Below are 18,917 nucleotides of genomic sequence, written 5' to 3'. Positions count from 1 at the left end.
TCTATCAACCGGTCGCAAGTGCTGATAGAATGGCCTCCGGTATATGAGGTGACGAGGAAACTGATGACACAAGAGCAGGAATTGCTTGATTTTATGCGGGAGACCGCTTATAAACCGATGACTTACCAGGAGCTGGAGCAGCATTTCGGCGTGATGGAGGCTGCTGATTTTAAAGCATTTTTGCAGCTGCTTACCCAACTGGAGGATAGCGGAAAAATCCTTCGCACAAGCAATGACCGTTACGGCGTTCCGGAACGGATGAATTTGTTGCGCGGAAAATTGCAGGTACATGCGAAAGGCTTCGCATTCCTGCTGCCTGACGACAAAGAGCATCCTGACATTTATATTCATGCCAATGATCAGCTTAGCGCGATGAACGGCGACATTGTCCTTGCGCGCGTGACGTCCAAGAGCCAAGCTGGAGGGCGACTGGAGGGCGAGGTCGTCCGCATTGTGCAGAGAGCGGTTACCCAGGTGGTCGGCACTTTCGAAAGCCATGAAGTGTACGCCTTTGTTATGCCGGATGACAAACGGATTAACCGCGACATTTTTATTGCAAAAAATGAATTTAAAGGCGCCGTATCTGGACAAAAGGTAGTCGTGCGCATCGTGACCTATCCGGAAGGCCGTTCAGCAGCACAAGGCGAAATTATTGAAATACTCGGCCATAAGGATGATCCGGGCATCGATATTTTGTCGATTATCCGCAAGCATCAGCTGCCGGAAGGTTTTCCGGAAGAGGTGGACGCAGAGGCGGAAGCGGCGCCGGATTCGATAACCGAGGAAGAAATTATTCAGCAGGGGCGTCGTGACCTGCGGGATGAGGTCATCGTGACGATTGATGGCGAGGATGCCAAGGATCTCGATGACGCCGTACATGTGAAGGTGCTGGACAACGGCAATTATTTATTGGGCGTCCACATCGCCGACGTAGGCTATTATGTGCGTGAAAACTCCGAGCTGGATCAGGAGGCTTTCCGCAGAGGGTGCAGCGTTTATTTGGTGGATCGAGTCATTCCGATGCTGCCGCATCGCCTATCGAACGGCATTTGCTCGCTCAATCCGCAGGTGGATCGGCTGACGCTTTCCTGCGAGATGGAGTTTGATGCCAAAACGCTGAAACGCGTGCGCCATGATGTGTTCACGAGTGTTATTCGTACGAAGGAGCGCATGACATATACGAACGTGCGCAAGCTGCTGACTGCAACCGAAGAGGAGCCGCAGACCGAGCTGAAGGAGCGCTACGCCGATTTGCTGGATATGTTCACGCTGATGGAGCAGCTGGCGATGAAGCTTCGCAAGCAGCGGATGAAGCGGGGTGCGATCGATTTTGATTTTCAGGAATCGAAGGTCATCGTTGATGAGCAGGGCAAGGCTGTCGATATTGTGAAAAGGGATCGTTCCGTCGCGGAGCAAATTATCGAGGAATTTATGCTTGTAGCGAACGAAACCGTTGCCGAGCATTTCCACTGGCTGCGCGTACCTTTCCTATACCGGATTCATGAAGACCCAGATCAGGAAAAGCTGATGCATTTCATGCAGTTTGCCGCCAACTTCGGTTATGTGGTGAAGGGCAAAGGCAACTCGGTTCATCCGCGTGCGCTGCAAATGCTGCTGGAGGAAATTAAAGGCGCGAAGGAAGAGACGGTCATTTCCACCGTTATGCTTCGCTCGATGAAGCAGGCGAAATATGATGCGCAAAGCTTGGGACATTTCGGGCTGGCAGCGGAATTTTATTCGCATTTCACTTCGCCTATTCGCCGGTATCCGGATTTGGTTATCCACCGCGTCATTCGTGAAGTGCTGGAAGGCGGCGGAGCGCTCAGCGAGAAGCGCAATGAGGCGCTGACTGCCCGCATGCCGGATATTGCGCAGCATTCTTCTGAGCGTGAGCGGGTTGCCGCTGATGCCGAGCGTGATACAGAGCAGATGAAAAAATGCGAATTTATGCTTGATAAAATCGGCGAGGAATTCGATGGCATCATCAGCAGCGTTACCAGCTTCGGCATGTTTGTCGAGCTGGATAATACAGTGGAAGGGCTTATTCGTCTGAGCGATCTGACGGATGATTATTACCACTTCCAAGAGCAGCATATGGTGCTCATCGGCGAACGCACCTCTAAGGTATACCGGATTGGCGATGAGGTGAAAATCCGCATTGGCAATGTGAATATGAACGACCATACGATTGATTTTGAAATGGTCGATATGAAGCCTCGCAGCGGCTTTAAAGGCATCGCTGATGCTGGGTTCGGCGCTTCGCGCGGCGGGCGTGGGCGCAGCGGTGGCTTTAAGAACGGCGGACGCAGCAGCGGTGGCGGTGAAGGCACGAGCACCAGAGCAAAGGGCGATAGTGCCGCTGCCGGCAGCAAAGGCGGAAATGGCGGCTTTAAAGGCAAGGGTGGCAAAGGCGCTAAAGCGGGCAATGGTACGCAAGGCTCTGGAGCAGGGAACGGAGCGAAAGGCGCTAGAGCAGGAAATGATGGGCGAGGCGGAAGAGCAGGGAAAAGCGGTAGAGCAGGAGCAAGAGATGGCGGCCAGCAAAGCAGCGGTCAGGCCGGGAATGGGCAGAACCCGTGGCAGCTGGATGGTGCTGCTGCCGGGCAGCGTCGTCGCGGCAAGCGCGACGACATTGGTGCGGGGCAGCGGCGCGATGGTGATGGCGCCGCGCTAGGCGCAAGCGGCGGCGGGAACTCGCCGCGCCGCGGGCGCAAGGGTGACGCTGGCGGCAGCTTTGCGCCGGCGGAGCAGACGCAGCGGATCGTGCGGGCGGAGCCGCAGGATCGAGGCGAAGGGCGCGGCGGCGAAGGCGCGCCGCGCACGGATATGTGGGGGCTGCCGATTAGAGACGGCAGCCGTCGCAGCGATGGCGGCGAGCGAAGCGCCGGAGCTGGCCGTGGCTTTGAAGGCGGCAAGCGGCGCCACTTGGCGCAGCCGGGCTCAGCGCCAAGTGGCGTGAGCCCGAGCCAGCAGGAGTCGCCAGACGCTGCTAGAGCAGGCGGAGAAGCAGCTAAGAAGAAGCGTAAGAAGAAAAACGGAGGCGGCAATTCAACGGCTGCTTTCGTTAGAAAAAAACGTAAATAAAACAAAATAGTTGTATAGTCCCTTGCATCGGCGCTGCTCTTCATAATAGGAGTAGCAGCGCTGGTTCAGCGGGCCAAGCTTTATAATTTATTTAAGCTTGTCGCTTGCTTTTTGAATATGGGTATAGTACACTCAAAGCAATTGATGATATGGACCTGAATTCACATATTGAAAAGGGTGTCATTAGAGTCATGGACCTTTTTCAATGTGTGAATTTTTTGTTTCTCAAAACGAAACAGGCGCATATTAATTTTATTTTTGGAGGTTTTACAAATGCAACAAGGTACAGTTAAATGGTTTAACGCTGAGAAAGGCTTTGGCTTCATCGAAGTTGAAGGCGGCAACGATGTATTCGTACATTTCAGCGCTATCACTGGCGAAGGCTTCAAAACGCTGGAAGAAGGACAACGCGTAGAATTTAACGTTGTTCAAGGCAACCGCGGACCACAAGCTGAAAACGTAGTAAAACTGTAGTAGTTTAATCAACTGCGAAATTTAGCCGCTTTCGACCGAAAGGTCGGAGCGGCTTTTTATGGTTTTGACGAGTGAACCATATTTTACAATATGGCAGCTGCTTTCTTGCTTTCATTTTCAAAAATTGCTACAATATATATCTAGCGGCTTTTTTAATTTTCAGGAGCTAAATATGATGTCGAGGTGATAAGAATGGGTAAGAAAAACGACGGCAAGCAACTTGCGCAAAATAAAAAAGCTTCCCATGATTATTTCATCGAAGACACGTATGAAGCGGGAATGGTGCTAATGGGGACGGAAATTAAATCGCTTCGCAACGGACGGGCCAATATAAGCGACGCTTTTGCGACGATACGTAACGGCGAAATTTTCATTCACAATTTGCATATCAGCCCTTTCGAGCAGGGGAACCGTCACAATCCAACCGATCCGACGCGTGCCCGCAAGCTGCTGCTTCATAAAGCTCAGATTCACAAGCTGCTTGGCCAATCCAAGCAGGAAGGCTACTCCATTGTGCCGTTGAAGATTTACGTGCGCAATGGCTACGCGAAGCTTCTGATTGGGTTAGGTAAAGGTAAGAAGCAGTTCGACAAACGCGATTCCGCGGCAAAACGCGATGCCCAGCGTGATATACAGCGGGCGCTGCGCGAAAAGCAGAAGATCGTACGCTAAACGTGACGTGGTGTGCGCAAGCGCAGTGCAGAGCGATTGTAGATTTTCTAGGAAAGCGTGTTGAATTTTACTAATGGTACCAATAACATTTTAGGGATTATTCCTTGAATCGTGTTATACTAAGCAAGTAGCAAAGCAATATCTTAGCTAAATGACGATCTGGTTGCGGTTCTTTTAGAGCCGACAGGGATGAGTCATTTATGCCAACTCGGGGGCGTTCTTGGATTCGACGGGGATAGGACGAGCGCGGGTTGCGGGTAGTGGGGACGCGTCCACTTCATCAACGCTAAAGCCTATTAAATGGCAAACAACAAACAAACTACGCTTTCGCAGCCTAAGAAACTGTGAGCGTGCTCCTACCTAGCATCGCCCATGTGACTAGACTAGGGGCTAACAAGTAGTGGGATACGCTGTCTCATCTCCGCCTGGGGTGAGCTGAAGAAGACAATCAGGCTGACCTTGGAAGAAGCCGGTTACGAGGCGTCCTCCTGGGTGACATCAAAATCGTGACTACACCCGTAGATGCCTGTGTGGCGTGATCTTCGGACAGGGGTTCGACTCCCCTCGCCTCCATAGATAGAAAAAGGGCCTCAGCATTAGCTGTGGTGTCTCTTAAACCATATTTTTGCCGTTGCGGCAAGCATATGCTTTAATAAACTCACGGCAAACATTTGCTTTAAATTAAAAAGAAATCTAATCTTTTCTAGTCAGTATTTAGATTAGTCGAGATAATTTGTGATTCATTACAATAAAGTCTTGTTCTCTTCTAAATAGAAAAAAACGAAACAGAAATTTAAAATTTATGAAAATCAAGGGTAGTCCTAAGTTATTTTACAGGGCTATTCTTTTTTTTCGTTGTGAGATTTTTAAATTGCTGTACTAAGGAATCCTTTAGGCTAGCTTTAAGAAGCTCAAATAAATGAATAAGCGGTGAAACCATATGAATGAGATAGGGTATAGAATAAAATGCATTCGAAAGCAGAACAATCATAATCAATCTGAATTCGCGAAGAATATTGGGATATCTCAAGGTAATTTAAGTGAAATCGAGATTGGAAATAGTAATCCTTCTGCTGAAACATTAATATCAATTAAACGAACTTATCATGTTAACTTGAATTGGTTACTGACTGGAGATGGTTTTGAGGAAGGAAAGGTTTATGCAAATATGAATGAAAAAGTATTAGTCGAGGGATACAGATTATTGAATGAGTTCGACAAAATTGAACTAATAGAAATTATACATTTGAAAAATAGATTAAAATCAAAATTAACATTCTAAGCATGATCAAAATCAAAGGACTCAGCATATTGGTTTAATACAATATGTTGAGTCCTTTTTTTTAATTAGTGTCCAATTAATTAATAATTTAACCTTCATCTAAATTTATTCTTCGATGGATTAAAATCAGCTATTTTTATCATTTTGGATCATAATTTAAACGGTATCTCTTTAGCCCCCTAATCCACTTGGAAAGAAAATAAAGTAGTAGACTGACTATGTGCGGCCCTCTATGATTTCAATGCTGAACAGACCGATATCATGAACGAATTGTTGTCAGCCGCGTTTCGCCCCATGATGCTTGCGCTACTCGGCAAGGACGAGCATGTAGGCTTGTCATCGGGGGAGCTTGAAGCGATCCGAACAGACTTGCCCGCCGGGGTGCTTGGAAGCCAGGTCGTTGAGCTGGCGTTGACTCGGCTGGGCGATCCTTACAGTCAGCTAAAGGCGGGACAAGGGACTTATACAGATTGCAGCTATCTCGTTCAGTGGGTGTATCAGCAATTGGAGGTCGGCTTGCCAAGAACAGCGGCAGAGCAGGCGCGTTTTATCGTAGACAACGGGCTGACACTCACTGCTGATGAACTAACAGCCGGCGACCTGATCTTCTGGAGCTACGAGCAAAACGGGCGATTTATGGACATTACGCATGTTGGCATTTACGCTGGTAACGGCAAGGTCGTTGACGCCTCGTCCAGTCGTCTGCAGGTTGTGTATCGGAATGTATTCGATGCAGAGCTTCAAGTGATGTATGGGAGGCCATATTTTCAGGGGTGAAAAGCTGATTGCTTATGGGAGAATTGTGAAGGGAACAGCTTATCACAGTTTTGGACTGTGGAGGATTAAATTTGTGTGGTTCTATAGAATCGTCAGCTTTCTAAGTAATGGCTGTAGATTAACCCGGTATTCTGTTTTTTACGAGGTGCATTTAAAAACGTGGGAATCAGCAATAAATCGGCTTAAATGGGAGCTGTCCAGAAAGTCAGTGAAAAGCTGACTATTGGACGCTCTGTTTTGGTTTGAATGGTAAAAATTGAAGAAAATCGTCAAATCCTGTAGAATGGAATTTACCACACCACCAACTCAGGAGGGCGATTTTTTTGCGTAATGGGAATGACTACTACCAAACAGTATATCATGGAGCCGACGCTTCCTCTAGGGGATTTGGAAGAAAAGCTGGTTCCCCAAAACCCTTGCTCCTACCTTTAAAGACTACGACAACAAACAGGCCCAGATGATTCTGGATCTGGAGTTATATATTCCTCTGCCCATCATGTGGCGCGTGTCATTGACGAGATGATTGAAGCAATTCCGGACTCCCAGTTGTTTACTCATTATGCAGGCGGAGGCCGCAGTTCCTACCATCCTAAAATGATGCTCAAAATCATTCTGATAGGCTACTCGCAAAAGGTGTATTCCTGTCGCGGCATCGAAAAGCTACTGTGCGAAAACATCCCTGCGATGCAACAGCCCGACTTCCATACCTTGAACGATTTCCGTGTAGTACGCATGAAAACCTTCATGGACGAGCTTTTCGAAATGATGATTCACAAGCTCCTTGCAGACAACGCTTGCCCACATTCGGACACTCACGCAGCGAACAGCAGGAGGCCTGCTTTGGGGATCGCAACAGCTACTCCAAGACGGACCCGGACGCAACGTTCATGCGGATGAAGGAAGGCCACATGAAAAATGGTCAACTAAAACCGGGCTACAATGTGCAAATGTTCACAGAAAACCAATTCATTTTGTTTTACAGTTTTCATCAGAGGTCGACGGATACGCGCTGCTTCATTCTGCAAATGGAGGGATTGGCTGCGTCTTCTTTGCCGATGCGGGCTATGGCAGTGAAGAGAACTACTTGTATGCGATTGGAGAAGAAAAAGAGCCGCGTTTTGATGTGCCCATTCCCTACGGCACGTACAGGAAAGAGAAGGAACGTCGATACAAGAAGGATATCCGGCATGCCACCAACTGGAATTATGAAGAGGGTGATGACCGCTTTGTATGCCCGAATGGCCGGTATGTTCTCTTCAAGAAATACCAAACGAAAAAGAACGCTTCAGGGCTGGAGCAAAGCTTCAAGATGTATGAATGTGAAGATTGCGGGGATTGTACATTCCGGGCAAAGTGCACCAAGGCAAAGGGGAATCGCTAGGTGCACTGGAATACAATCTGGGAAGAGGTAAAAGCAAAGGCTAAAAGAGCCCTTGAGGATGAAGAGAAATCCGCCATCTACGCTCGGCGAAAGCGTATTGGGTCACATCAAGGGCAAGCGGTCGTTTCATCGGTTTTCCTTGCGAGGGTTGGAGAAGGTTCACACGGAATTTGGGATTGTGGCGTTAGCTCACAATCTACTGATTTGCCTTAACAACCAGGTATGGAACCTCCTAGAGACCAGGTGTATCTTCCCGCTTCAAATGTTAATTCATAGCTGTTCCTTCCTTCCTTCCTTCCTTCCTTCAATTGCTGTTTGGAGAATGCCATGATATCTGAAGATACTCTCATCCTCACGAACCCACATGTCCAATCGCCGTCACAAAGAGGAAGAGGAATACAGCCATAGATGTGTTAATTACTTCAAAAAGCATAAGCGGCTTAGACATTTTAGTCGGTGATTTTGGAAATATACCAGCTAAGTCGATAATATATACGATAAAATATAAAACGGCGATAATTTGCGTGATGAGAACGGCATTAGAATGGGAAACCAAGAGGAGATAACACGCGATAAACGAAACGATGCCCAGTGAGATCAGAAACAGATTAAACCCCCAAAACACAACTCCTGTTAATTTTGAAAAATCTCTATTTTCAATCGGCCCTCCCGGAACCAGTATCGTGAGAAATGTTACATTTAAAAACACCAGCAAACTTGCAATAATCATGGTATCCTGCATCGTTAATTCTTCCTCTCCTCTTGTAGTCACTCAAGCTTAACAGGGAGGACAAAAATTGTATTGTAAAAAATCAGCACCGATGTTCAGCTGTTTATTGCTGTTGACCATGCCATAAGTAACCTAGAGTTAATTCATCCGGTAGATCTTCCAGTTCCTTAATCGTTTTACCTGCAAATTTCTTGGATGTTTTTATCAGATGGGACTGATCATAGTAATGATAATGTATATCCCTTCTCAGCTCTTCATCCTCAACATGTTTTCTGAATTTCACAATATTTCCATAAGTCTTTGGTGTCAGGCCGATATTTTTATTGAAAAACCGTTCTAATGAACTGACTGAGGTACCAAAAAATTTGGCCATACTCACAATATTCAGGCTCTCATACTCTCGCTCCACATATGTCAGCATTTGCTCTATACATTCAGTATTCGTTTCATTTGACGCTAATTTATTCATCAAAAATTGGTTTATTGCCTTGATACGCTGCTCCACATCTTTATAGATCATCATCATTAGGTATAATTCATCCAAATCCGGGTCCACATCAGGGACTACCATTCCCTCCTTTTCTCCTACCAACCTGTATGGGGACCCATAATTGAAAATAATATTGATATGCCCCAATGGCATAATAATATCTTCTCTATTTCCATCGGCAAGAAAGTTAAAATCTACGATCCAGATGTAGTCCACAAGTTTGTATAAGTCATTGTCAGGTTCAAAAGTACGAATCATCGTAAGCCTCTCCTTAAACATCAGTCTCACAAGCCTTAGAGTGATTAGCGATTAAGGCTTTCACTCGATAACTCTATTCCATCTAAAATGTCATATCCCTTTCTAACATGAATATGAGAAAAGAATAAAGCGACCTAAACAGCTTCCTCGCCGTTAACAATTAAAACGTCTGTCAATACTGGAAAATAAAAGACCAGTAGAGGATGGTGTTTTCATATGTTCACCGCTAACATTAGCAATGAGATTCTGGAGCGACTTCCCCATATTCCTGAACCGTAGTACGTTGATCGAGCGGACTTCGATCTAGAAATCAAACAGTTGGATGTGTAAAAGCAAGAAAGCGTGCGTTGTTCAGATTGCGGAGCGGAGAATCAGCCTGTACCATGGGCGCTGGACAAACCCAGGCATTACTTCACCCTTCACTTCGATCCCTCATCATGACGCTGGCTAAAGATATGCCGATGAATGCCGTCGCTCGCTTGTTGATGAACACGATACGCGGCTATGGCGCATTCTGCATTACTACGTTGATCACGCCATGTCCGCACAAGACTTATCCTATGTGACCAAGATCAGCACCGACGAGACGTCAGCGAAGCGAGGCCATAACTACATCACGTTTTTTATGGATCCGGAGAAAAAGAATGTCATCTGTGTCAGCGTTGGACGAGATTCAAGCACATGGGACGCATGCAAAACACGTCTTGACCCTATTTTACTCCTTGAGAGGCCTTACTGAAAGAGGGAGACTTTAGTTGTACTTTACTCAGCAGCGATTTTCGAAAACCGAGCCCCTTGTTGAATAAAGGGATAGCTCGGTTTTTTATACAACGAATTGCTTAGCGTACGTTTTCCGCGTTTTGTTGGTGGTACCCCAATAGGAATGAATGCCATTTATCTAGGCAACAATACTAGCAGATGAGGTGGTGTTTTGTGCTAAAAATCATTATTAGACGAGCTCAGATCAGCGCTACTTTGAATGAAGTTTTGGAGATGAACAATGTTAACGAATATTTTAATTGGCTGCTTTTTGCCTTGGATGGTATCTATCCATTGGATTCGCAAGCAACCGCTGCTGTTCCTGTTGATTACTCCGGCTACCATTGCCATTTCCATGCTTTTTAATACAATCGGATTCTATTTCAACTTCTGGAATATGAGACCGTACATCCAAGCAAACGAAACCATTGCGGGAATGCCTTTTGATTTTGGCATCTATCCGGTTATAGCGAGCTTTATGGTGTATACCATCCATCGAGTGAACACTCATCCCATCCCATTTATATCCTTGTACTTTTCTGTTGACGACTTTATTTGAGTATATCGCTTTTTTAATGAAGATCGTATCCTACGATAATAACTGGACAATCGGATGGACATTTATTTCCTATCTTTTGGCCTATACCTGTATTGTGATTTATGCCAAGCTGTTGTCCAAATTTAAAACCCTTTGTTGCAAATAAGCAAGTAGGGGCAGTTGTCAGGAAGTCAATGTGAATAATGGGTTTACAAAACGAGCAATAACAATAAGCCCGCCGCAAAGCAGTAATAGGCAAAGTATTTCAGATTGCCTTTCTCCATAATATTCATTAGCCACTTCATCGATACATAGGTGAAAATCAAGGAAGCAATGAAGGCGGCGGCATATGGTGCCCACAGCGTCGACATTTCTGAAACGTTGGCAATATCAGAGACACTTAAAGCAAGTCCGGCTAAACTAATCGGAATGTAAAGAAGGAAAGAAAAACGCAGCGCAGTTTCTTGCCGCATGCCTACTGCAATTGAAGTGATCACTGTGGCTCCGGAACGGCTGATACCCGGTATCAGCGCTACCGCTTGAGCAAGTCCAACGATAATGGCATCCTTCAGCTTCAAATCCCCATCACGCTTTACCCCTCGCAGATTGCGAATCAACCATAAGGCTGCCCCCGTAATAAGCAAGGTTAGACCAATCATCTTGGCTGATGAAAATACCGCCTCAATCTTGTCCATAAAGAGGAAACCAATTATGCCCGCGGGAATTGTACCCGCGATAATATAGACGATAAACATAAAATCCGAGCGATACTCGGCCTTTCGAGTACGCACATAACGTAGACCATTAACGGTCAGCCTGATCAGCATTTCTCGATAAATGATGACAATTGCTATTAGCGATGCTGTATTTAAAAAGGTTTCAAAAGCAAGCCCTCGGTGCGGGAGTCCAATCAGTTGCTGCATGACAATCAAGTGGCCGCTTGAAGACACAGGAATAGGTTCAGTAAATCCCTGTACCGCGCCAAGAAGCATATATTTGAGCAGTAATATAAAATCGACCATTTATGTACCAACCTTTCCGCGTTACGATTTCGACACATTGAGGATTAGGTAAGAAGCTTATATTTGGCGTGAGAAGCGTCTTAATCCTGCATATAGAAGAATGCAATGAAAAGCCAAGGCTACCAGAAACTGAGCTAGATGAGCAGCCTGGATAGGCCCAGTATGACCAAGACTAAGGTATAGCTGAAGGGGCCAAAAAGCCGGAATCCAGCTTCCTAGCCAATGCCAGGGAGCGGCCGCCAGGGTTGAGCATAGTGCACCGAGGACGGAAAGGCTGATAAGTTTGGTAAGAGCCAGTCCTTCGACTTTGTTGGATGCAACGCTTGCCAGGAACAAAGCATACAGGGGGGCTTCAAGAACAAGTAACAGCAAAGGCAAAACCGGAAGTGCATTGAGATTATTGTTGATCCCTATAAATAGCAGCAGGAGCAAGCTGCAGAGTATGATCGGCAAGAGCAGGCGATAAATGAAATAGCCTTGTTTGCGCAATGGAGTGACGGCATAGCAGTCCACAAGGCGCTCGTCTTTTTCATCCAGCATGAGCAATCTTGCTGCAGAACCGATAAGGAGCGGAATTAATGAGAGGAGGAACGCAGCGATATGTGCATGATAAGGCTGCAAGTCAACCTCCAGCTTCACGAAAAGCCAATTACTTAGCAAGGGCACACCGTATCGAAATACAGCAATAATCAACAAAGAACCGATGAAAATAAGCATAAGCATGGGGTCTCGCAACCCATTTTTCAAATCCTGTCGCAGCAATGCGCTATATTTGTTCAGAGCCATGACGATCCTCCCGCTGTCTGGTGTTCGCAATCAGCAAAGACAAGGTGATGATTCCGGCACCGATGATCCATAGGGTCAGAATAGCAAATGAGTATCCGGCTTCGGCTGGTACAGGCGGACGAGCAGACCCTGAGATTAGAATCAGTGAGCCCTTGGATGGCAGTAGACGGTCGAATGGAATATGAGCCACGTTTAAATATCCTAGAATAGGAAGTGTAAAGGGCAGGGCATAAAGCTGTGAACGTATCAAAAAGCCGTTGATCGAGCGGCTGTTCAAGGCGGCAGCCATGCCCAGCAGGGTAAAGAAAAATGATGTTAGCGCGATGCCTAATACAAAAGCAAAAGGAGATTTTGGCAAACCGTTAACAGGCAAATGAATTGCGAAGGCAGCCAACATAGACAAAAAGCCAAGAGACAAGCATTTGGAGGCCAGGTATTCCCAAGCCCGCAAGGGAGTTGAAAAAAGTGCATTCCAGATCCCTTGATCCCGTTCAAGCAGAAGGATATTGCCGGCAAGCAATAGCCCGAGCGCTGATGGATCGGAAAAGGTGAGCAATACAAGCACGTGCTCAGCGTATGAATCCGGGATCGCGTGCAAAATGCCAACATACACGGAGCAGACGATCAGATAGACAAGGTAATAGCGATGCCGCCATTGATAGCAGATGTCAAACCAAACCAGTCGTGATAGCCTCATGGCGTTATGCTCCCCGCGGCGGCGATAAAGATGTCTTCGAGCGATGCTTCCAACGTATGCATAGTTATGATTCGATGCGAGCGAATGAGTGACAGGTAACGCTCATTTGATCCGATCCCCTCTAATGGAAAATCCTCCGTCGCTCGCTCTTCTCCAAACTCGTATTCCACGCGTACTTTTCGTTCGCCGCTCAGCAACTTTAAGTTTCGGGGCGAGTCAATAAAACGGATTTGTCCATCCATCATAAAAGCCACTCTGTCACATAGCTGTTCGGCGGCTTGCATGTTATGAGTCGTAATGACAATTGTCGCTCCGGCCTGGCGCCTGGCTTCGATTAGGCGTTTCAGATTGTCGGCATGTACGGGGTCGAGACCAGAAGTCGGCTCGTCGAGAAACAGCAGCTCCGGGTTGTTTAGAACAGAACGGCAATAATTAAGCCTCATTTTCATGCCTTTGGAAAAGGTTTCTACTTTTTTGTGGGCTGCATCCTCCAGCCCAACCTGATTCAGCAACGCAACGGGATTGGTCAGTTGATTCCGATAAAGAGAACGGAAGTGCTGTAGATTCTCAAGCGCCGTGAAGCGATTGTAGAAATGAGGGAATTCATAAGCGACGCCAATGCGTTCATAAAACGCTGCATTTGCTGAGCGAATTTCCTGACCTAGCACTCGAGCTGAGCCGCTATATTTCTTTAGTTTCCCTATCAGAATTTGCTGCGTTGTGCTCTTGCCAGCCCCGGACGGCCCAAGAAATCCAAAGATTTCTCCTTTCTGGATGTGAAAGTGAAGTCCTTCTAGGACAGGACGTTTGGCAGCAGGATAGGCATAGGCTAAATTGGTCGCCTCGATCATAACGTTCACCTCGCTGGGTCAATTAATGGTCAGTAGTCGTTAAGTATTGTGCAACCGAAGTTGCTAAATGCTCGAAAGTATCCGTAAAATTGCCAATCGCTTTTTTTTGCAGCGAAAGCAGAACCAGCGATCGAATGAGATTGACAATCAGCGCGGGCTCTAGGTCGGCGCGCACAACGTTGCGTGATTGCCATTCTACGATAAGCGGTCCGAGCTTCTCGACGTCTCCAGCGTAGTTGCCTTCCCAGCGGGAAGCGGGCACTTTGCGGATGATGGACTCAAGCTGCTCAGGCAAGAGCACTTCTTTCAGAATCGGATTGTCGATGATCAGTTCCAGAGATTGCTTTAAAAAAACGATAAACGCTTCCTTGTTCATGGGAGCGCCGTGGAACTGCTGAAGCAGGCTGTGTTGAATGCGCTGCTCTTCTTGCTCCATTAAGGCGAAGAACAGTTCTTCTTTACTAGCATAGAAGGAATAGAAAGTCCCGGAAGCAATGCCGGAAGCTTTAGCAATATCACTGACGCTTGTTTTTTTAAATCCATACTGTGAAAACAATTCGTATCCGGCATCCAGCAATTTGTTATGAATGCTGTTCTTTTCATTGTCGTCAAATTTTCTTGGCATAAAGGCACCTCTTAGTGAATGTGTGAATAAAATTATAATTCGTTCATTAAAATGATGCAAGCTAAAAAAACTGGAGCGGAAGTCCGCTCCAGTCTAGCCAATCAGTATATGATCTTCGGGATAGCCTATTTTGGATGAACGCTTTTTTTGGGCTAAGGCAAAAGCCAGTGTGAGGGGCCCCAGTCGCCCAGCATACATGGTAATGGTCACGATGATTTTGCCAAGTGGAGACAAATCGCTTGTCAGGCCCATGGATAATCCAGTTGTACTGAAGGCCGAGGTGGCCTCAAAGAGTACCTCCAGAAAGTGTTCCTCGAGCATGCCTTCTGAAATCGTCAGAAGAAGGGAGACCAAAAGGACAACCGCAAGGGAACTGATCACAACAGACAATGCGCGCATGACCGTCTCGAAGGCGATTTTGCGCTCGAAGGCGTGAATTTGCCCGCCGCCGCGGAACGTATTGATGGTTGCAAGTACGAGTACAAACACTGTATTGACTTTAATGCCCCCGCCAGTTCCGCCGGAAGCTGCACCAATGAACATTAAAATGATGATCAGGAATTGCGACGCGGCCAACATGCTTCCGATGTCAATGGTATTAAACCCGGAGCTTCTGGGCGTAGCCCCCTGGAATAAGGCGGCCCATATCCGCTCCCCGGCAGACAAGGAACCGAAGGTTGCGGGGTTCCAGCTTTCCAGCAGGTATATCAAGCAGAAGCCGACGGCAAACAAAATACCGGAACCAAACAAGACAACTTTGGCATGCAGGGATAATTTGCGCCATGAACGTTTGCGAAAGACATCCACGACGACAATATAGCCAAGCCCCCCGATAATAAACAGCAGGATGACGGTGATGTTGACTACAGGGTCGCCAACAAAAGGAGATAAACTGTCGGACCATAAAGCGAAGCCCGCATTGTTAAACGCCGAAATGGAATGAAAGAGCGCATAATAAGCAGCTTGGCCCCATCCCATATCGGCTTGCCAACGCAGGGTGAGTACCAATGTAGCCAATGCTTCAAATGCAAATGCGATAAGCACCATATAAATCGATAATTTGACCAAGCCTTGCGATGATGTTGAATGCGTAGCCTGCTGAATGATCAGCCTTTGGCGAAGCCCGATCCTTTTGCCGATCATGATAGCCACCATTACGCCGACGGTCATAAAGCCTAGGCCGCCGACCTGAATGAGAATCATAATGACGATTTGCCCGAAGGTAGAGAACACACTACCCGTATCCACTACAACCAGGCCATTGACACAAATGGCGGAGGTTGCCGTAAAGAGCGCATTCAGCAGACCGATCGATTGGCCGGATGATGATGAATAAGGGAGCATTAAAAGCAAAGCGCCTACCCAGATCAAGCAAAAAAAGATCATTAAAATGAGTTGGGGAGGGCTTGTTCGTGTTTTCAGCCGATTTACGATGGCGACAAGCATAGTGAAGAGGGAACGGCTATGCATACGATTTTCATTTCTGTTCATAGTCTTCTTCCAAGTCTCGAATATCCGTGTTACTGCCGATTATCACCAGAATATCTCCCGTGTTAATTTCATCCTCCGCCTTTGGCGAAATATTGATATGAATTCCTTTTTTGATCGCCATAATGGTACATCCGTATTTAGCCCGAATATTTAATTGTTGAAGAGATTTTCCATTCATTGCAGGCGGGGCCTTCAGTTCGACCAAATTGTGATCGGGAGACAACTCAATGTAATCAATCAGATTATCGGAGCTTAATTGGTTTCCAAGGCGAGCAGCCATGTCTCGTTCCGGATACACAATATGATCCGCCCCTATTTTGATGAGTACTTGCCCATGCATTTCGTTTTTAGCTTTGGCCGTTATTTTCGGTATATGCAATTCTTTAAGCAACAAGGTTGCCAAGATGCTCGCCTGCAGATCATCTCCGATAGCAACAATCGCATGGGTAAAGTTTCGTGCGCCCAGTTCTTTCAGTACTCCTTCATCTGTACAATCTGCTTGCACAGCATGAGTCGCTACGCCGGATATGTCTTGTACGAGCTGCTCATTCTTATCAACGGCGAGTACTTCATGGCCATTCTGAACTAAAGTGTGCACCAAGCTAGACCCAAAACGGCCCAAGCCAATCACTATAAACTGTTTTTTCATGCATTACACATCCTTTTAAGAAATTGTTCCTTATGTCTGTCTATCCTGACTTTCCTGAAGGGCGATAATATGAATATCGATTACTCCAATTTTCTTTAATAGTTCATTGACAATGGAGCCATTCCAAATCTCTTGCCATCGTGTCATACCGGGATGTCCAATGATTAATTGAGTGATTTGAAGTTGCTTGGCCGTATCGGCTATCACATCGGAGACCTTGTGATTGCCACGAGTTTTGGTCATAAATGTCGCATGGCATTCTTCGGATATCGTTTTCCAATGGAGAATGCGTTCACTGACGTCTCTGCTAATCTGGTTATTCTCTAGTTCAGTCTGTACTTTCAGTAAACAATGGGCATTGGCAGAGGGCAGCTAATTGGCCGCCTCGCTGGATCAGCCGTTCTCCATTTGGCGCGTGGTACACACATACCATAATTTTCTCACTGCTTAACATGGGCTATACTCCTTTGCTAAAACTTGAAGGTAACAGAATGATTGCTGTGAAACGACAAAAAAGCTTGGAGCAGAGAAATTCTGCTGCCAAGCTTCGGAATGTGAAGTCAGGACAAACCAAAGAAGCATTCATGTTCTCTCTCATGACGCCTACGAGGTTAGCTGTCGGATTCGGGTCTGAGAGTCCCCGTTCTTTCTGCAAAAGAAAGAATTCACCCCTGAAGCGAGTACGCTTCGTTGGTTCCCCCGCTCCTCAATAGAGGATTAAGCGATGAATATGCAATTGTTGTAACCTATCATAAAGCAGTTCATTTCGAAAGTAAACAGATGATCCGATAAAATCCGTCATAGGCTGCTTGCATAGTTATGGTTGAATGCAGATGTATTTTCAGGTAATAATACGAAGATAGAGCATAGCCGTTTCATTTTCTTTTGAGCGGGGCATTGGAAAGGGGATCATTCGTTATGGTTTTACATAAGTTCAGACTTGCTCCACTTGTTTATTTAACCTCTTCACGAATTATTCTTTTAAGTTTTGCGATTCCGATCTTATTGGGAGCGATTTTGCTAGTATTGCCCGTCTCTTCTTCGAACGGCAGCAGCGTCGGCTGGCTGGACGCGCTTTTTACATCCACATCCGCTGTATGTGTTACGGGTTTGGTTGTCGTGGACACGGGTACTGCCTACTCTCTTTTTGGACAAATTGTAATTATGTGTCTGATTCAGATTGGCGGTCTTGGATTTATGACGTATAGTGTGCTGGTAGCGGTCGTATTAGGCAAAAAAATAGGTTTGAAGGATCGCTTGCTGATTCAGCAATCAACAAATGCCCTGTCTACTCGGGGAGTTGTGAGGCTGTCTCTTGGCATTCTTGCGGCAGCTCTTGTTATTGAAGCGTTTGGGTCTATTTTTCTGACCATTCGCTGGATGGGCGATATGGACTTCATAACTGCATTTTATTATGGCATGTTTCATTCCATTTCTTCTTTCAACAATGCAGGGTTTGCATTATGGCCGGACAGCTTGAGCAGATATGTGGGAGATCCGCTCATCAATGGGGTAATCACGCTGCTATTTATCTTTGGCGGTCTGGGGTTTACGGTCATTATTGATCTATGGAAAAATCGGAGCTGGCGCAAATTGTCTCTCCACTCCAAAATCGTGCTATCTACTTCTGGGATATTGTGCGTGGCTGGATTTCTTGTGATTGTGATGATTGAATGGTTTAATCCTGCCACGTTTGGTTCATTGACGTGGTCGGAAAGGATTTGGGCGGGGTACTTTCAGGGAGTAGTAACGAGAACGGCTGGGTTTAACACCATTGATATCGCTTCGATGATGACCGCTTCTCAATTTTTTATGATTTTTCTGATGTTTATTGGCGCTTCATCCGGTTCGACCGGCGGGGGGATCAAGACGACGACATTTGTCGTTTTGCTGCTCACCTTGATCAGTATTGTGAAAGGCAAGCAGGATGTTCAAATCATGCATCGAAGAATTTCTCAATCTATTGTTATGCGCGCCTTGGCAGTTATGGTTATTTCCGTGATTGTGGTGATTGCAGCAACCTTGCTTCTTACGCTAAGTGAGCATAGCCTGCAGAAGGATTTTATGGAGGTTCTTTTTGAAGTCACTTCGGCATTCGGGACAGTAGGCTTATCCATGGGGATGACCCCGGAGCTTTCCACGCTCGGTAAGCTGATCATTATCCTCACCATGTTTATCGGCAGGCTTGGACCCTTGACGCTTGCATTCGCTTTGTCGCAAAAACACAGTCGGGAGAAATTCCGGTATCCCGAGGAGAAAGTTCTGATTGGCTAGAGATGCCCCCGATTTCTAACATCCTGCAGCAAGATTAAAAACCGGGGATTGTTTAAGACCGGAGAGCAATCGGCAAG

General features: G+C 46.5%; 20 protein-coding genes, 1 other RNA gene, 1 pseudogene and 1 riboswitch. Of the genes and pseudogenes, 12 read left to right on the top strand and 10 right to left on the bottom strand.

Annotated elements, in window-relative coordinates; translation table 11 throughout:
* Window positions 1–63 precede the first annotated feature (63 nt).
* From rnr to WH37_RS37560, 9 genes are all read left to right on the top strand, one after another.
* Window positions 64–3,084 (top strand): ribonuclease R, encoded by a 3,021-nt coding sequence (gene rnr, locus WH37_RS28760; RefSeq protein WP_046234098.1) that lies wholly within the window; start codon window positions 64–66, stop codon window positions 3,082–3,084.
* A 273-nt stretch (window positions 3,085–3,357) separates the two neighbouring features.
* A complete protein-coding gene (locus tag WH37_RS28755; protein ID WP_028609190.1) occupies window positions 3,358–3,558 on the top strand; it encodes a cold-shock protein in 201 nt (66 codons plus the stop codon).
* Window positions 3,559–3,750: 192 nt separating this feature from the next.
* On the top strand, window positions 3,751–4,230 hold the full coding sequence (smpB, locus tag WH37_RS28750) for an SsrA-binding protein SmpB (RefSeq protein ID WP_046234097.1): 480 nt from the start codon (window positions 3,751–3,753) through the stop codon (window positions 4,228–4,230).
* 210 nt (window positions 4,231–4,440) lie between these two features.
* Window positions 4,441–4,806: a transfer-messenger RNA gene (gene ssrA, locus WH37_RS34265) on the top strand.
* Window positions 4,807–5,170: 364 nt separating this feature from the next.
* Window positions 5,171–5,512 (top strand): helix-turn-helix domain-containing protein, encoded by a 342-nt coding sequence (locus WH37_RS37575; RefSeq protein WP_046234096.1) that lies wholly within the window; start codon window positions 5,171–5,173, stop codon window positions 5,510–5,512.
* A gap of 261 nt (window positions 5,513–5,773) precedes the next feature.
* Complete coding sequence (locus tag WH37_RS28740; RefSeq protein WP_052737285.1) at window positions 5,774–6,289, top strand: C40 family peptidase; 516 nt, start codon at window positions 5,774–5,776, stop codon at window positions 6,287–6,289.
* A 519-nt stretch (window positions 6,290–6,808) separates the two neighbouring features.
* Window positions 6,809–7,186, top strand: a complete 378-nt coding sequence (locus tag WH37_RS37570; RefSeq protein WP_143088699.1) for a transposase — start codon at window positions 6,809–6,811, stop codon at window positions 7,184–7,186.
* 226 nt (window positions 7,187–7,412) lie between these two features.
* Window positions 7,413–7,670: a transposase gene (locus tag WH37_RS37565; RefSeq protein WP_414812528.1), complete on the top strand. Its 258-nt coding sequence runs from the start codon at window positions 7,413–7,415 to the stop codon at window positions 7,668–7,670.
* A 58-nt stretch (window positions 7,671–7,728) separates the two neighbouring features.
* Window positions 7,729–8,001: a transposase gene (locus tag WH37_RS37560; RefSeq protein WP_074904993.1), complete on the top strand. Its 273-nt coding sequence runs from the start codon at window positions 7,729–7,731 to the stop codon at window positions 7,999–8,001.
* Window positions 8,002–8,022: 21 nt separating this feature from the next.
* Here the strand turns inward: WH37_RS37560 and WH37_RS28730 are convergent, their stop codons facing one another.
* Together WH37_RS28730 and WH37_RS34035 are read right to left on the bottom strand one after the other, a co-directional pair.
* On the bottom strand, window positions 8,023–8,412 hold the full coding sequence (locus WH37_RS28730) for a DUF8051 family protein (protein WP_046234095.1): 390 nt from the start codon (window positions 8,410–8,412) through the stop codon (window positions 8,023–8,025).
* A gap of 91 nt (window positions 8,413–8,503) precedes the next feature.
* Window positions 8,504–9,148, bottom strand: a complete 645-nt coding sequence (locus WH37_RS34035) for a helix-turn-helix transcriptional regulator (protein WP_052737282.1) — start codon at window positions 9,146–9,148, stop codon at window positions 8,504–8,506.
* Between the two features lie 216 nt (window positions 9,149–9,364).
* Between WH37_RS34035 and WH37_RS37670 the strand changes: the two are divergent.
* A pseudogene (locus WH37_RS37670) lies at window positions 9,365–9,857 on the top strand (helix-turn-helix domain-containing protein); the annotation flags it as partial.
* 291 nt (window positions 9,858–10,148) lie between these two features.
* The gene (locus tag WH37_RS28720) at window positions 10,149–10,466 is read left to right on the top strand and encodes a hypothetical protein (protein WP_046234094.1); all 318 of its coding nucleotides are present in this window, start codon (window positions 10,149–10,151) and stop codon (window positions 10,464–10,466) included.
* 188 nt (window positions 10,467–10,654) lie between these two features.
* Here WH37_RS28720 and WH37_RS28715 read toward each other — a convergent pair whose 3' ends face one another.
* From WH37_RS28715 to WH37_RS34030, 8 genes are all read right to left on the bottom strand, one after another.
* Window positions 10,655–11,467: an undecaprenyl-diphosphate phosphatase gene (locus tag WH37_RS28715; RefSeq protein WP_046234093.1), complete on the bottom strand. Its 813-nt coding sequence runs from the start codon at window positions 11,465–11,467 to the stop codon at window positions 10,655–10,657.
* 57 nt (window positions 11,468–11,524) lie between these two features.
* The gene (locus WH37_RS28710; RefSeq protein WP_046234092.1) at window positions 11,525–12,253 is read right to left on the bottom strand and encodes a hypothetical protein; all 729 of its coding nucleotides are present in this window, start codon (window positions 12,251–12,253) and stop codon (window positions 11,525–11,527) included.
* Window positions 12,234–12,950, bottom strand: coding sequence for a fluoroquinolone export ABC transporter permease subunit (locus tag WH37_RS35030; RefSeq protein WP_052737280.1), 717 nt, complete (start codon window positions 12,948–12,950; stop codon window positions 12,234–12,236). Before WH37_RS35030 ends, WH37_RS28710 begins: the two co-directional genes overlap by 20 nt.
* Complete coding sequence (locus WH37_RS28700; RefSeq protein WP_046234091.1) at window positions 12,947–13,801, bottom strand: ABC transporter ATP-binding protein; 855 nt, start codon at window positions 13,799–13,801, stop codon at window positions 12,947–12,949. Before WH37_RS28700 ends, WH37_RS35030 begins: the two co-directional genes overlap by 4 nt.
* Before the next feature lie 22 nt (window positions 13,802–13,823).
* Window positions 13,824–14,426 carry a TetR/AcrR family transcriptional regulator gene (locus WH37_RS28695; RefSeq protein WP_046234090.1) on the bottom strand — a complete coding sequence of 201 codons (603 nt, stop codon included), beginning with the start codon at window positions 14,424–14,426 and terminating at the stop codon, window positions 13,824–13,826.
* A gap of 93 nt (window positions 14,427–14,519) precedes the next feature.
* Entirely contained in the window at window positions 14,520–15,872 is a 1,353-nt protein-coding gene (locus WH37_RS28690; protein WP_046234134.1) for a TrkH family potassium uptake protein, read from the bottom strand.
* A 31-nt stretch (window positions 15,873–15,903) separates the two neighbouring features.
* Complete coding sequence (locus tag WH37_RS28685; protein WP_046234089.1) at window positions 15,904–16,566, bottom strand: potassium channel family protein; 663 nt, start codon at window positions 16,564–16,566, stop codon at window positions 15,904–15,906.
* 30 nt (window positions 16,567–16,596) lie between these two features.
* Window positions 16,597–16,809 (bottom strand): adenine nucleotide alpha hydrolase family protein, encoded by a 213-nt coding sequence (locus WH37_RS34030; protein WP_052737279.1) that lies wholly within the window; start codon window positions 16,807–16,809, stop codon window positions 16,597–16,599.
* A gap of 341 nt (window positions 16,810–17,150) precedes the next feature.
* A riboswitch (cyclic di-AMP (ydaO/yuaA leader) is annotated at window positions 17,151–17,300 on the bottom strand.
* 184 nt (window positions 17,301–17,484) lie between these two features.
* Between WH37_RS34030 and WH37_RS28670 the strand changes: the two genes are divergently transcribed.
* Entirely contained in the window at window positions 17,485–18,840 is a 1,356-nt protein-coding gene (locus tag WH37_RS28670) for a TrkH family potassium uptake protein (protein WP_046234087.1), read from the top strand.
* Window positions 18,841–18,917 lie beyond the last annotated feature (77 nt).

The organism is Paenibacillus algorifonticola, assembly GCF_000971975.1.
Lineage (GTDB): Bacteria > Bacillota > Bacilli > Paenibacillales > Paenibacillaceae > Pristimantibacillus > Pristimantibacillus algorifonticola.
The sequence above is the reverse complement of the archived record's forward strand: the minus strand, read 5'-3'. Positions and strand labels throughout refer to the sequence as shown.

Excerpts from the sequence above, each read along its gene's own strand:
- WH37_RS28730 (WP_046234095.1), bottom strand. The coding sequence starts at position 8,412 with ATGCAGGATACCATGATTATTGCAAGTTTGCTGGTGTTTTTAAATGTA.
- WH37_RS37560 (WP_074904993.1), top strand. The coding sequence starts at position 7,729 with ATGAAGAGAAATCCGCCATCTACGCTCGGCGAAAGCGTATTGGGTCAC.
- WH37_RS35030 (WP_052737280.1), bottom strand. The coding sequence starts at position 12,950 with ATGAGGCTATCACGACTGGTTTGGTTTGACATCTGCTATCAATGGCGG.
- WH37_RS28755 (WP_028609190.1), top strand. The coding sequence starts at position 3,358 with ATGCAACAAGGTACAGTTAAATGGTTTAACGCTGAGAAAGGCTTTGGC.
- WH37_RS28740 (WP_052737285.1), top strand. The coding sequence starts at position 5,774 with ATGAACGAATTGTTGTCAGCCGCGTTTCGCCCCATGATGCTTGCGCTA.
- WH37_RS28715 (WP_046234093.1), bottom strand. The coding sequence starts at position 11,467 with ATGGTCGATTTTATATTACTGCTCAAATATATGCTTCTTGGCGCGGTA.
- smpB (WP_046234097.1), top strand. The coding sequence starts at position 3,751 with ATGGGTAAGAAAAACGACGGCAAGCAACTTGCGCAAAATAAAAAAGCT.
- WH37_RS28690 (WP_046234134.1), bottom strand. The coding sequence starts at position 15,872 with ATGCTTGTCGCCATCGTAAATCGGCTGAAAACACGAACAAGCCCTCCC.
- WH37_RS34030 (WP_052737279.1), bottom strand. The coding sequence starts at position 16,809 with ATGACCAAAACTCGTGGCAATCACAAGGTCTCCGATGTGATAGCCGAT.
- WH37_RS37575 (WP_046234096.1), top strand. The coding sequence starts at position 5,171 with ATGAATGAGATAGGGTATAGAATAAAATGCATTCGAAAGCAGAACAAT.
- WH37_RS28720 (WP_046234094.1), top strand. The coding sequence starts at position 10,149 with ATGTTAACGAATATTTTAATTGGCTGCTTTTTGCCTTGGATGGTATCT.
- WH37_RS34035 (WP_052737282.1), bottom strand. The coding sequence starts at position 9,148 with ATGATTCGTACTTTTGAACCTGACAATGACTTATACAAACTTGTGGAC.
- WH37_RS28695 (WP_046234090.1), bottom strand. The coding sequence starts at position 14,426 with ATGCCAAGAAAATTTGACGACAATGAAAAGAACAGCATTCATAACAAA.
- WH37_RS28670 (WP_046234087.1), top strand. The coding sequence starts at position 17,485 with ATGGTTTTACATAAGTTCAGACTTGCTCCACTTGTTTATTTAACCTCT.
- rnr (WP_046234098.1), top strand. The coding sequence starts at position 64 with ATGACACAAGAGCAGGAATTGCTTGATTTTATGCGGGAGACCGCTTAT.
- WH37_RS28710 (WP_046234092.1), bottom strand. The coding sequence starts at position 12,253 with ATGGCTCTGAACAAATATAGCGCATTGCTGCGACAGGATTTGAAAAAT.
- WH37_RS37570 (WP_143088699.1), top strand. The coding sequence starts at position 6,809 with ATGATTGAAGCAATTCCGGACTCCCAGTTGTTTACTCATTATGCAGGC.
- WH37_RS28700 (WP_046234091.1), bottom strand. The coding sequence starts at position 13,801 with ATGATCGAGGCGACCAATTTAGCCTATGCCTATCCTGCTGCCAAACGT.
- WH37_RS28685 (WP_046234089.1), bottom strand. The coding sequence starts at position 16,566 with ATGAAAAAACAGTTTATAGTGATTGGCTTGGGCCGTTTTGGGTCTAGC.